This is a genomic window from Pseudomonadota bacterium (assembly GCA_037200975.1).
Taxonomy (GTDB): Bacteria; Pseudomonadota; Gammaproteobacteria; order Steroidobacterales; family Steroidobacteraceae; genus CADEED01.
The window spans coordinates 659,415-672,758 of the sequence record JBBCGI010000001.1 but is presented as its reverse complement, the minus strand read 5'-3'; the positions used below and the strand labels follow the sequence as shown (position 1 = coordinate 672,758).

At 65.8% G+C, this 13,344-nt stretch carries 10 protein-coding genes; 9 read left to right on the top strand and 1 reads right to left on the bottom strand.

The genetic code is table 11. The features are described from left to right. The first annotated feature begins 105 nt into the window (after positions 1 to 105). Genes WDO72_02955 through WDO72_02935 form a run of 5 tightly spaced genes read left to right on the top strand, consistent with a single transcriptional unit; the run spans position 106 to position 5,649 of the window. Entirely contained in the window at positions 106 to 771 is a 666-nt protein-coding gene (locus WDO72_02955) for an XrtA/PEP-CTERM system exopolysaccharide export protein (protein ID MEJ0084620.1), read from the top strand. Positions 772 to 780: 9 nt separating this feature from the next. After that, complete coding sequence (locus tag WDO72_02950) at positions 781 to 2,334, top strand: XrtA system polysaccharide chain length determinant (protein ID MEJ0084619.1); 1,554 nt, start codon at positions 781 to 783, stop codon at positions 2,332 to 2,334. 22 nt (positions 2,335 to 2,356) lie between these two features. Next, on the top strand, positions 2,357 to 3,268 hold the full coding sequence (locus tag WDO72_02945; protein ID MEJ0084618.1) for an AAA family ATPase: 912 nt from the start codon (positions 2,357 to 2,359) through the stop codon (positions 3,266 to 3,268). 47 nt (positions 3,269 to 3,315) lie between these two features. Beyond that, positions 3,316 to 4,611: an outer membrane beta-barrel protein gene (locus WDO72_02940; protein MEJ0084617.1), complete on the top strand. Its 1,296-nt coding sequence runs from the start codon at positions 3,316 to 3,318 to the stop codon at positions 4,609 to 4,611. Positions 4,612 to 4,617: 6 nt separating this feature from the next. Next, on the top strand, positions 4,618 to 5,649 hold the full coding sequence (locus WDO72_02935) for a FemAB family XrtA/PEP-CTERM system-associated protein (GenBank protein MEJ0084616.1): 1,032 nt from the start codon (positions 4,618 to 4,620) through the stop codon (positions 5,647 to 5,649). 2 nt (positions 5,650 to 5,651) lie between these two features. Here WDO72_02935 and WDO72_02930 read toward each other — a convergent pair whose 3' ends face one another. After that, the gene (locus tag WDO72_02930) at positions 5,652 to 6,725 is read right to left on the bottom strand and encodes a polysaccharide deacetylase family protein (GenBank protein ID MEJ0084615.1); all 1,074 of its coding nucleotides are present in this window, start codon (positions 6,723 to 6,725) and stop codon (positions 5,652 to 5,654) included. Positions 6,726 to 6,831: 106 nt separating this feature from the next. Here WDO72_02930 and WDO72_02925 point away from each other — a divergent pair, with 106 nt between their 5' ends. From WDO72_02925 to WDO72_02910, 4 genes are all read left to right on the top strand, one after another. Next, positions 6,832 to 8,292: an oligosaccharide flippase family protein gene (locus WDO72_02925; GenBank protein ID MEJ0084614.1), complete on the top strand. Its 1,461-nt coding sequence runs from the start codon at positions 6,832 to 6,834 to the stop codon at positions 8,290 to 8,292. A gap of 11 nt (positions 8,293 to 8,303) precedes the next feature. Beyond that, positions 8,304 to 9,416, top strand: coding sequence for a GNAT family N-acetyltransferase (locus tag WDO72_02920; protein MEJ0084613.1), 1,113 nt, complete (start codon positions 8,304 to 8,306; stop codon positions 9,414 to 9,416). 93 nt (positions 9,417 to 9,509) lie between these two features. After that, positions 9,510 to 10,748, top strand: a complete 1,239-nt coding sequence (locus WDO72_02915; GenBank protein MEJ0084612.1) for a TIGR03087 family PEP-CTERM/XrtA system glycosyltransferase — start codon at positions 9,510 to 9,512, stop codon at positions 10,746 to 10,748. Continuing rightward, positions 10,745 to 13,336, top strand: a complete 2,592-nt coding sequence (locus WDO72_02910; protein MEJ0084611.1) for a hypothetical protein — start codon at positions 10,745 to 10,747, stop codon at positions 13,334 to 13,336. Before WDO72_02915 ends, WDO72_02910 begins: the two co-directional genes overlap by 4 nt. Positions 13,337 to 13,344: the final 8 nt, after the last annotated feature.

The window sequence follows — 13,344 nt, the reverse complement described above, 5'->3', positions numbered from 1 at the left end:
AAGCAAGTCACAGTCGCAGCGACGGCCCGGAAGGACCCGCTCTGTTACCCTTCGTCCCGTCATAAAAGCCGCCCGGGTCCGAGCCTGCCAGTGCTCAATAAGTCCATGAATTTTTACACGAACCTGCTCGCCAGAATCGCATTGGTCCTCGTCGTGACCACGGCGCCCGTGGCGCTCGCCGACGCGCTCCCGTCGCCGGAGCAGGCCTCGGCGCCGGCAGACGCGAAGGCCGCTCCCATGCCGGCCGTTCCCGAGGCCGGCCAGGCTGACTCGACCTACATCATCGGACCGGGCGATACGCTGCAGATTTTCGTCTGGCGCCAGCCCGAATTGTCGGTGTCGGTGCCGGTCCGTCCCGACGGCAAAGTCTCCACGCCGCTGGTCGAAGACATCGTCGCCGTGGGCAAGACGCCCTCGCAACTCGCGCGCGAGATGGAAAAGGTGTTGTCCGAGTACGTGCGTTCGCCGCAGGTCAATGTGATCGTGAGCCAGCCGGTCAGCACGTACAGCCAGGTGAAGATCATCGGGCAGGTCGCGAAGCCGTCGGCGCTGCCGTTCCGCCAGGGAATCACCGCGCTCGATGCCGTGCTCGCGGTCGGCGGGCTCGCGCCGTTCGCCGCCGGCAATCGCGCCAAGGTCGTGCGCACCGAGAAAGGCAAGCAGCGCGAGATCAAGATCAAGCTAGACGACATCATCAACAAGGGCGACATGAAGCAGAACATCCTGCTGCAACCCGGCGACGTGCTCGTCGTTCCCGAGTCCCGTTTCTAAGTTCGCCGCATGCACGATTTCTTCAAACGGTTTCTGGACGATTTTCGCGGCGCCTGGCGTTTCCGCCGGTATGCGTTGGCCGCGGCGTGGGCCGTGTGTCTCACGTGCTGGGGAATCGTGTTCGTCATGCCGGATGAATACAGCGCGAGCGCGCGTGTGTTCGTCGATACGCGCACGGCGCTCAACCAGTACGTAAACGGCCTCGCCATCCAGCAGGACGTGAGTGCGCAAATCAACTTCGTGCGCCAGTCCCTGCTCAGCCGTCCGGCGCTCGAAAAAGTGGTGCGCGAGACGGATCTCGATCTGCGTGCGAAGACCCCGCAGGCGCGGGTCGCGCTGGTCGACAGACTGCTCAAGGAAATCAAGATCACGGCGACCGACGCCGGCACGGGCGGCCTCGTGTTCACGCTCACCTACAACGATCGCGACCGGTCGACGAGCCTGCGCGTGGTTGAAATGCTCATGAATACCTTCGTCGAAGACGTGCTCGGCGGCAAACAATCAGGCTCGCAGGTCGGCCAGAAATTCCTGCGCGAGCAGATCGAAGAATACGAAACGCGTTTGCGCGAGGCCGAAGCGCGCCTCGCCGAGTTCAAGCGGCGCAATGTGGGCTTGATGCCCGGCGCGCAGGGCGACTACTTCTCGCGCCTGCAAAATGAATTGTCGGGAATCGAAAAAAACCGCGCGGACTTGTCGATTGCGATGTCCGGCCGTGGCGAACTCGAACGGCAACTGCGCGGGGAAGCGACTTCCGCCGCGCATTCGACGGCGAGCGGTGGTTCCGCGACCAGCGAGACCGCGGTGCGCATCCAGGAGGCGCAGGGGAAACTCGACAACCTGCTGCTGCAGTACACCGACAAACATCCGGACGTGATCGCGCTGCGCCAGACCATCGCGCAGCTCGAGGAGCGTCGCAAGGCGGAGATCGCCGCATTACGCGGCGGCAGTGGCCTGCCGGCCGGCGCATCGTCCAATCCGGTGGTTCAGAGCATCCAGTTGTCGATCAACCGCGCCGATGTCGACATCGCGGCGCTGCGCACCCGCATCGCGGAAGGGGAGCGCAACGTCGCCGAACTCAAGAAGTTGGTCGACACCGCGCCGGAAGTCGAAGCCGAATACACCCGGCTCAACCGTGACTACGACGGAATGAAAGAACGTTACGCCGCGTTCGTCGATCGCGCCGAACGCGCGAAGATCGGTGACCAGGCCGAAGAAACCGACGCCGTGCGTTTCGAAGTGCTCGATCCGCCGGCCGCGAAGATCGAACCGGTCGCGCCGAATCGCCCGCTTCTGCTGGCCGGCGGATTGTTGTTCGGCCTCGCGTGCGGCGCGGCGCTGGCCGTGTTGTTGCACCAGCTGCGGCCGGTGTTCACGAGTAGCCGCCTTCTCAGTGAAGTGACCAACTTGCCGGTGCTGGGCGTCGTCAGCGAAACCTGGCTCGACAAACACCGCTCGAGCCGGCGTGCCGAACTCATCCGGTACTCGATCGCCTCGGGCGCGTTGCTGGTCGTCTTCCTGTTCATCCTGCGGTTCGGCAATACCATGATCCGCATGGTGCAGTGACCATGGTCAGTCTGGAGACGGCATGAGCCTCGTAGAAACGGCCCTCAAGAAATTGCAGCAGTCCGCGCGCGACGCAAAGTCGGCGGATGCCGCGCAAGCCGTGCGGGCGCCGGTCACTCAAGAGCGCGTCGTGCCGCCTGCGGCGGCGAAACCCGTTGCGCCGGCTGCGCCGCCGCTGCGCCGGCTGGCGCAACACGCGCCAGTCCACGTTGACCGCGCGCAGCTGCGCAGCGCCGGCTTCATCGCGCCCGAAGACCAGGAACGCCAGATCGCCGATCAGTTCCGCCAGATCAAGAGACCGCTGATCTTGAACGCTTCCGGACGTGGCGCGAAAAAGATTCCGAACGGCCACCTCATCATGACCGCGAGCGCGTTGCCGAATGAGGGCAAGACCTTCACCAGCATCAATCTGGCGCTGAGTCTCGCGCTCGAAAAAGACATCACGGTGCTGCTGGTGGATGCCGATGTCTCCAAGCGCCACATCAGCAGGATTTTCGGCGTGGACAAGGAAGCGGGCCTGCTCGACGCACTCAAGGACGACACCCTCGACCTCGAGTCACTGATCATCCCGACCGACATCGCGGGCCTGAGCCTGCTGCCGGCCGGCAATCGCACCAGCATCGCGACCGAACTGTTGTCGAGCGCGCACATGGACAACACCGTGGCGCGTCTCGGCGCGCACAGCCCAAACCGTATCGTGTTGCTCGATTCGCCGCCGTTGCTGCTGACCAGTGAATCGCGCGCGCTCGCGGCCATCGTTGGACAGGTGGTGATCGTGGTTAATGCTCGCACGACGCCCCAACAGGCGGTGCTCGATGCGGTCAGCCACATTCCGGCGGACAAGTCGGTCGGCTTCATTCTCAACCAGTGCAACGTGCGCACCTCGGAAGGTTATTACTACGGCGACGGTACGTACGGCGAAACGCACGGCTGACGCGTGAAGGGAGTACCAGAGCGATGAAATCAGGGAGCCAACGGTTAATGGCCGCGTGGAGCGCCGTCGCCGCCGGACTGTTCGCGAGTGCGGCAGCATCTGCAGCGGAGCTCACTTACGGAGTCGACGTGGGCGTTGGGCACAGCGACAACATCACGCGCGTATCCGAGAACGAGCAGGACGAAACCATTGCCACCGTGGGCGGGCAACTCGGCCTCGATCACGATTCGAGAAAGTTGCGAGCGAATGTCGCGACACGCTTCGAATATCTCGACTATCTGGACGACACCTACGACGGCGAGCTGGTCGGCAGTCTCGTGGGCAACGCCACGCTCGACATCGTCGAGGAGCGGTTCAGCTGGGCGCTCACCGATACCTTTGGCCAGGTGACGCAGAACCAGTTTGCGGCGTCGACACCCGACAACCGCGAAAACGTTAACTATCTATCGACCGGTCCGGATCTCACCCTGTCGCTGGGCTCGCGCAACAAACTGCTGCTGAACGGCCGCTATTCGGATGTCCACTACGAGACGAGCGCACTAGGCAACCAGCGTGTCAGCGCCGCGCTGGCCGTACGCCGCGACTTGTCCGACGCCACGAATGTTTCGGTCAACGTCACGACCGAACAGGTCAGTTACGACACTGCGGCCGAAACGGCCGACTACGACAACCACGAAGGTTTCCTGAACTATTCGCTCGATGCGGCCCGCACCAACCTCTCGATCGACGCGGGCGCCACCGAGATCGAAACGGACGATCAGAAGAACAGCAGCTGGCTCGGCAGGATCTCCCTGACGCGGCGCGCCTCGCCGGCGCTGACGGTCGGCCTGGAACTGGGCCACGATTTTTCCGATGCCGGAAATTCATTCGTGGACCAGCAGGCGACTCAGCCCGGCTCGGTGGAGCCGCTACCGGTGCAGCAGACCGCGATGCCCTTCGAAAACGCGTACGTCACCGCCTTCGGCCGGTTTTCCCGAAATCGGACCGGCCTGCAGCTGCGCGTCGGCTACTACGACGAGAGTTACGATGCGCTGCCGCTGTTCGATCGCAAGCGCATCACGCTCAACCTTTCCGTGGACCGGGATCTGACTTCTGCCCTCAACGCGCACGTCGGCGCCAACTACTCGCAGCAGAAATACGAGTCGCTCGACCTCGAGTTCCGCGACTTGATCGCGACGTTCGGCGTGCGCTGGAAGCTGGGCCGGCTGGTCATGATGAACATCGATTACGAATACCTGAAGCGCAGCGACGACTCGGGCGGCTCCGGATATCGCGCGAACGAGGTATGGCTACGCTTCGGATACCTGATCGGCGAGGGCGCCGCTGGCGGCGCCGGTCTCTAGGTACCCGTGCGGATTTCGACCGCGTCCTCCGCGCCTCCGGAGTGGGATGAATTCGTGGCTCGTCAGCCCCAGGCAACCGCCTATCATCGCGCGGCGGCGGTGGACATCGGCCGCCGTTCCTTCGGCCTCGAAACCTTCTATCTATCGGCGATGGACAACACGGGCAACCTCGTGGGCGTGTTGCCGCTGGTCGAGCAGTCGAGCCTGCTGTTCGGGCGGTTCCTGAGTTCCGTGCCGTTCTTCACCTACGGTGGAATCCTCGCCAACGATGTGCAGATCGCCGCGGCGCTGGCCGATGCCGCCGGTGCGCTCGGCCGCGAGCGGCGCGCCAAACACGTGGAGTTGCGCCACAGCGCGCCACTCGAACGGCTGCCGCTGGCCGATCGTACCGACAAGGTTTCCATGGTGCTGCCGCTGCCGGCCGACGAGGCGGCGTTGTCCAGACAACTCGGCTCGAAGCTGCGTTCGCAGATCAAACGCGCGGAGCGCGAGGAACCGACCGTCCACTGGGGCGGCGCCGAGCTCCTGGCGGAGTTCTACCAGGTGTTCTCGCGCGCGATGCACGACCTCGGCACGCCAGTGTATCCGCCGCATTTCTTCTCACGCACGCTCGAAGCCCTGCAGGGCGTGGTCGACGTGCTGGTCATCCGCGTGAAGGGTAAGGCCGAAGCCGCGGCCATTCTCGTGCGACATGGCGAACGGATCGAGGTGCCGTGGGCAGCCTGTTCGCCGGCCGGAAAACGCGGCGCGCTCAACATGCGCATGTACTGGGAGATGCTCAAGCTGTCGGTGGCGCGTGGCGCCAGGGCATTCGACTTCGGCCGCTCGACGGTAGATAGCGGCACCTACAAGTTCAAGGCGCAGTGGGGCGCGCAGCCGTTGCAGCTGCACTGGTATTACTGGCTGCCGGAAGGCGCGGAGATCCCCCGGCTCAATCAGTCCAATCCTAAATACGAATTCGCGGCGAAAGTCTGGCAACGCATGCCGCTGTGGACGGCGAACCTGGTCGGGCCGTGGCTGGTGCGCAATCTGCCCTGAACTCAAGTGTGGTCGCCGCGCAGTTTGGGATGCAACCAGGCGGGCAACGCGAGCATCACGCGGAATTGCGCCGCACTGACCCCGGGGCCGATGCCGATGCGCTTGAGCTCCATCGCGTCGAGCGCGCCTAACCAGTTGACGCCCTGCCGGAACGAGACCGCCAGTTCATAACCGCAGGCGCGCGCGGATTTCAGCACGCGCGCGTCGTACGTGTCGGGAGTGCCGAAGGGATAAGCAAGGGCGCGCACGGGCCGCGCCAGCAGGTCTTCGAGGTAGGACTTCGAGCCGGACAGTTCGCGCTCGATGACGTCGTCGGACGCGAGGGCGAGATTGGGATGCGAAACCGTATGCGAACCGAACGCGACCCCGGCGTGGGACATCGCGAGGATCTGCTGCTTCGTCACCGGGCGGCTGAGTTCGACCGCGTCCGCGTCGAGCAGGCTTGCGAACCGCGCGCGCCATTCTTCGACCAGCACCCGCCGGCGCGTGTTCGCGCAGGTCTTGAGGATCCGGTGCAGGGTTGCGATCGCCGCGCGCCGCGCCGCCGGATCGCCGGCCGCCGGCAATCCTTCCGGACACTCGTCGAAGACGACGGCGCGCGGCGCAACCCGCAGCATCAGGTGTGCGGTGATCTCGAACCAGAACGGTTCGCCGCTCTCGACGAGGTCGGTGGAAACGAAAACGGTCGCGGGAATTCCGTGCCGTTCGAGCACCGGGAATGCCACTTCGAAGGTGTCACGAAAGCCGTCGTCGAACGTGACCGCGACGGCCCGTTCCGGCAGAGTACGGTGGTGAGTCACGGCATCAGCAATCGTGTCGAGCGATACTGGATTCGCGAACTCGCGCAGCGCGCGCATCTGGCCGTCGAATTCGTCGCGGGTCGCGCTGATGAGCCCGAGATCGAGCGGATAGTCCTGGGGATCTTCGACGGTCGCGATCCGGTGATAGGCGAGGATCAATGCCGGCGTGCGGCCCCGGTCGTGGAGTCTGCGCAAACCGCCGAGCAGTCCCGAACGCATCACGAGATTCGCGAGTCTGTGCTGTTTGCTCTTGCGGGGTGTCTGTCGGGTGGGCATGGTCGCGGATGCGCGGCAAGAGCCGCGGCAGATACTAACACCCACGCCGGGCGCACCGCTGTGACCCAGCCGGTAGTCCGGTAGCCGGGAACGGGAGTCCGCACGCTTGCGCGAGATCTATCAGAAATTCCGGGCGGGCCTGCGAGCGCACACCCTCGCGAAGGTACTGGTACAGGCCGTCTCGTGGATCGGGACTGTCTACGTCCTGCGCACCCTCGATGCACATGCGGTCGGGCTGTTCGCCATCGCCTCGGTGGCGTTCGGTTATGCGTCGCTGATGTATGAGGGCGGCATGCTCGAGACATTGGTGCAGCAGCATCCCGCCACGCGCGACGAGCGGCGCTCGGTGTTCAGTCTGCTGCTCGCGATGGGAGTCGGATCCGCGGCGGTGCTCGCCGTATTGGCGCAGCCGATCGCGACTCTGGTAGACACGCCGGAAGTCGCGGCGATCATTGCTGTCCTCGCGGTGAACCTCGTCACCATCGCGCTCGGCATCCTGCCGCACGCGCGGCTCATCCACGACATGCGCTTCGCGCCGCTCGCGGTGATCTCCTCGGTGCAGGCGCTGGTATCGGCGGTCACGATGATCGCGTTGGCGAGCATGGGTGAGGGCGTGTGGTCGCTGGTGTGGAGCCAGATGGCCGGTGCGCTGGTGCGCACGGTGATGCTCAACGCCGCGGTGCCTAGTTTGCACGCGCCGACTGTGGCGCTCGCCTCGGCGCTGCGATACCTGCGCACCAGCAGCATCCTCATCGCGGACGGATTGCTGTTCCGCTGGTACACATCGGTCGACGTGTTCCTGCTCGGCCGCTGGAGTGGTGCTGCGCAGCTCGGCAATTTCAGTTTCGGTCAGCAGGTTGCAAATACGCCGCTCGAGAAGATTTCCACGGTGGTGAACGACGTGTCGCTGCCGGCTTACGCCAGCCTCGCCGCGGAACGTGGCGCGGCCGGCAGCCTGATGCTGGAAACGATGCGCACCCACGGCGCGATTGGTCTGCCGGTTTTCTGGGGCATCGCCAGCGTCGCGTTGACGGCGGTGCCGGTGATCTTCGGCGCACAATGGCTGCCCGCGGTGTTCCCGCTCGTGGCGATGGCGTTGGTCGCGCCGCTGCGCCTCATTGGCAGCGTCGAGACGCCGGCAATGACCGGCATCGGGCGCGCCTTCGTACTGTTGCAGACCAAGCTCATCATCGTGCCGGTGATGACCGTCGCGTTGGTGGCCGGTGCGTGGTGGGGCGGCGTGCGCGGTGTTTCGCTGGCGTGGATGGTGGCGTTTCCGCCGGTGTACGCCTTCGCGTTCCGGCTGGTGTTGCGCGCGATCGGCCTGCGCTACGCACAGGTGCTCGCCGCGTTGCGCGGGCCGGCGATCGCCGCCGCGATCATGGGCGTGACCGTCTCGGGATTGCAGTACTGGGCACATACACAGGCGCAGCTCCCGCCAGTCGTCCAGCTGCTCGCGCTGATCGCCTGCGGCGCGTCGCTGTATCCCGCGGCGCTGTGGATCGCCGACCGGCAGGCCTTCTCGCTGCTGCGGCAACGCGCGCAGTTGCTCGTGTCGGGCCATTGATGAAAACGTCGATGCACGCGTTGACGGTGCGCGCCGTGAGCCGCGAGGAGTTCCTCGCGAACCGCGCCGCCTGGCAGTCGTTGCTGGCGCGTTCTGGCGCGGATCCGCTGTTCATGTCCTGGGACTGGATCAGCATCTGGTGGCGGCACCATGAGCCGCTGCTCGCGGCGCAGTTGCGCGTCCTCGCGGTGCACGCGGCCGGCGGCGAACTGCTCGGCATCGCGCCTTTCTATCTACACGCCGCCCGGCAGCAGGGAATCCGGGTGCGGCGGCTCGAGCTGCTCGGCAGCACCTGGCGCGACGACAACGCCGTGTTCGGCGAATACCTCGACGTCATTGCGGCCACCGACGCGCGCGCCGCGGTGTGCGCCGCGCTGCATCGCTGGCTGGACGAGAACCGTGAATGGGACGAACTGGTGTTGTGCAACCTGCGCGCACACAGCGTGGCCGAACAACTCGCGGGTAGTTTGGCGGTCACGGCATACGTGCGCCGCGCGGAATCGATGACGGGCTGGAGTATCCGCCTGCCGGAAACCTTCGCGGCATTTCTCGCGCAGTTGTCGTCCAATACGCGCCGCAAGGTGGTCAACCAGCGCGAGAAGCTGCCGGGAGCCGCCTGCGCGACGCCCCAGGCCGAAGGCCGCGCCGCGACGCTCGAACGGCTCGCTGCTTTCACGGCGAAGCGCTTCGGTACACCCGGAAACGCCGCGGCGTTGCGGGCACGATTCCACGCCGATCTCGTCGCGGGCTGGGCGGACGCGGGCGGCGTCCGGCTGACCGAGCTGCGCAGCGGTGAACAGTGCGTTTCCGTGATGCTCAACCTGCGGGCGGGTGACGCCGAGTATTACCTGCAATCCGGTTTCGACGACGCCTACGCGCGCGGACTTTCGCCGGGTCTGTTGCATCTCGGTTTTGCCATCGAGGCGGCCTGCCGCGACGGCGTGCGGCAGTTCGACTTCCTCGCGGGCCGCGGCCTGAACCGCGACTACAAGCAGGATTTCGCGGCCGTTGGCGCAGCGTTGCACACCCTGCACCTTGTGAGGAAGCCGCTGCTGCGCGCCCTGTTTCGCACGGCCGATCTGCTGCGTGGACGCACTTCACACAAGGCGCGAATCGCGGCGTGATTGCTTGATTTACAAGCCCTAGGATCGATTAGTCTTGCCGGCCCGCGCGCGGGGGTGCACATCCCCCGGCGCCTGTTTTCAACCCTGACATCCATGCGCATCCTGCTGCTCACACATCGCCTGCCGTACCCGCCTAACAAGGGTGACAAGATCCGCACGTTCAACGTGCTCGAGCACCTGGCGAAGCGGCACGAGATTTTCCTCGCCTGCCCGGTGGACGATCCGGCGGACCTCGCCTACGTGCCCGAGCTCGAGAAGCGCTGCGCGCGCGTGTTGACCGCGCGTATCGACGGCCGCAGCAAGGCCTGGTCGGCGTTGAACGCGGTGCTCACCGGCAGCGCGATCACGGTGCGCCACTTCCACAGCGCGGAACTGCAACGCCGCGTCGACGAGTTCCTCGACACGCAGGACATCGACGCGGTCTTCTGTTTTTCCTCGCCGATGGCCGAATATTTTTTTCGCTCGCGGCATCGCGGCGGCAAGCTCGCACGCGCGTTGCGCCTGATGGATCTGATCGACGTCGATTCGTACAAGTGGCGCCAGTATGGAGAGCGCACGAGCGCGCCGAAGAGCTGGATCTATTCGTACGAAGCGGGACGGCTCGCGCACTACGAACGCCGCATTGCGGACCGTTTCGATCACCTGTTCCTGGTGAGCGCGCAGGAGCGCGAATACATGCCGCGCGGCGCGCGCCTCGATCACCTGCGGGCGTTGTCCAACGGCGTGGACCTCGAGTACTTTTCGCCGCGCGGCGTGCCGGCCGCCGACCGTCCTGCGCTGGTCTTCACCGGCGTCATGGACTACTGGCCGAACGTGCAGGGCGTGCAGTGGTTCGCCGATGCGGTGCTGCCGCTGATCCAGCAATCGGTCCCCGGCGTCCGCTTCGTCATCGTCGGTTCGAAACCGACCGAGGACGTGTTGCGTTTGAAACAGCGGCCCGGCATCGAAGTCACCGGATTCGTCGAGGACGTGCGCAGCTACGTCGCGGACGCGGCCTTGTGCGTCGTGCCGCTGAAGATCGCGCGCGGCCTGCAGAACAAGGTGCTGGAGGCGATGGCAATGGGCAAGGCGGTAATCTGCACGTCGCAGTCGCTCGAAGGCATCCGGGCGCGACTGGGCGTCGAAGTCCTGGTCGCCGACGAAGCGGCCGCGTTCGCGGCCGAGGTCGTCGGCCTGCTGGGACGGCCGGAGCGCGCCGCGCAGATCGGCCGTGACGCGCGCCGTTGCATGGAGCGCGGGTATTCGTGGGATGCGAACCTCGCGCAATTGGACCTGTTGTTGAAGCCGGGTGCGGTGGCAGAACCCACGGCCCGGGTCGGAGTGACTTCGTGAACGATCTGGCGACCCTCATCACGCGCGAAAACATCGGCGTCGCTCGACGCGACGAACCGGTCCGCATCGGCGTGCCGCTTGCGCGCGGTGTGCTCGCGGAGCCGGGCGAAGCGGCGCTGCTGGCCGGCGAAAAACTCCTGGCCGCGCAGTTCACCGCGCTCGCGCGCTGGCCCGATCGCAGCGTCAAGTGGCTGCTCGTCGACGCGCTGGTAGATAGCGAGGCGAATGCCGAGCAGCGGTTGTCGCTGCGGCGCGCGCCCGCGCGCCATGATGCCGCCCTGGGCGTCGAGGCGCTCGGTGTAGAAGAAGGCGCCGCGCACGTACGCATCGATACCGGCGCGGCGCTGTTCGAGGTACCCAAAGCGGGCGGTGATGTATTTGCCACCGTCGCGATCGGCGGCACCGCCTGCCTCGCGCAGGGCATGCGTATTCGCGCCGCGGGCGGCGCCGGCACCGCGCTGGCGGTGCGGCTGACGGCCGCAACCGTCGAGGAGCGCGGCAGTCTGCGCGCGTCCGTCGTCTGCACCGGCACGATCGATGCGGGCGCTCATGAACTGGCCCGGCTCAAGTTGCGGCTGGTCTTCGTGCGCGGCTCCGGCGCCTTGCGCATCGAATGCGAGCTCTGGAATGCGCGCGCCGCGCGCCACGTTGGCGGTCTGTGGGACCTGGGCGACGCCGGTTCCGTCGCCATCGGGGATCTATCTATCGAGCTGACACCCGCGCAGCCGCCGCAGGCGCTCGCGTGGCAGGCCACGCCGGGCGACTGGTCGCGCGCGGACGCGGCGCCCTGGGTTCTCTACCAGGATTCGAGCGGCGGAGAACGCTGGAACTCGATCAATCACGTCGACGCGAAGGGCAAACTCACGGTGTCGTTCCGCGGTTACCGCGTGCTGGGAGCCAGCGGCCAGGTGCTCGCGCAGGGCGATCGCGCCAGCCCCGCGGTCCTGCTGACGGGTGCTTCGGGCTGGATCAGCGCCGGCGTCGAACGTTTCTGGCAGAACTTCCCGAAAGCGCTGCGTTTTCGCGACGGCAACCTGAGCGTCGGCCTGCTGCCGGCGGAATGCGCCGCGGGCTTCGAGTTGCAGGGCGGCGAGAAGAAGCGCCATGCCGTGTTGCTCGAATTCGGCCGCGACGGCGAGCCGCGGCTGCCGGCGGCGTTGCACGCGCCGCTCGCGGTGTCACACGAGCCGCGCGAATCCGCGGCGACCCGGGCGGTTGCCTATCTACTGCCCGCCGCGCAGGACGCCAACGGCGAATATCTGCGTTACATCGGCACACTCGTCGACGGCGCCCATTCGGTCCTCGCCAAACGCGAGATCATCGATGAATACGGCTGGCGGAATTTCGGCGACCTCTATGCCGACCACGAGGCCGTCAATCACAAGGGCAGCGAACCGTTCATCTCGCACTACAACAACCAGTACGATTTCGTGTACGGCGCGGGCATGCAATTCCTGCGCACCGGCGAAGCGCGCTGGCGTGAACTGATGGTCGACGCCGCGCGGCACCTCATCGACATCGACATCTATCACACGGACGAGGACAAGGCCGGCTTCAGCGGCGGCCTGTTCTGGCACACCGATCACTATCAACCCGCGGCCACCTGCACACATCGCACCTACAGCCGCTCCAACGCCAACGGCCCGTATGGCGGCGGGCCCAGCAACGAACAGAACTACACGTCGGGCCTGGTCAACTACTACTACCTGACGGGTGACCGCGAAGCGGCCAGCGCCATTGTCGAAGTCGCCAACTGGGTGATCGCGATGGACGACGGCGCGCGCACCATGCTCGGCTGCATCGACGACGGCCCGACCGGCCTCGCGAGCAAGAGTCGTGATGCCGACTTCCACAAGCCCGGGCGCGGCGCGGGCAATTCCATCAATTCGTTGCTGGATGCGTATTCGATCACGCGCGAACGGCGGTATCTCAAGTTCGCCGAGAGTCTCATCGAGCGTGTCATCCATCCACGCGACGACGTCGCGTCGATCGGGCTCGATCAACCCGAGACCCGCTGGTCCTACGTCGTGTTCCTGCAGGTGCTCGGCAAATATCTCGACCAGAAGATCGAATGGGGCGAGACGGACTATCTGTTCTGGTACACCCGCGCGGGCCTGCTGACGTACGCACGCTGGATGCTCGAGCACGAGCAGCCGTACAAGGACGTGTTGCACAAGGTCGAACTACCCACCGAGACCTGGCCCGCGCACGATGTCCGCAAGAGCCACGTGTTCCACGTGGCCGCGCGCCACGCGCCGGCCGCCGAGCGCGCGGCATTCAGCGCGAAGGCCGCGTTCTACTTCGACCGTTGTCTCGCCGATCTGCTGTCGTTCCCGACCGCGTACGTGACGCGCCCGCAGGTGATCCTGTGCACGTACGGCGTGGTCCACGGCTACTACCGCGCCGATCCTCACCACGCGCAATTGCCGCCCGAACCGGACTACGATTTCGGCAGCCCCGTGCCATTCGAGACACAGGGCGCTCGACTCAAGAGCACGTTGCGCCGTAAGGTGTCGGCGACGAAGAGCGAGTTCGGAAGACTGATTCGCGACCGCATGCGCGGCATGCTGGCGCGCTTCCGGTCCTGAACGAGAGC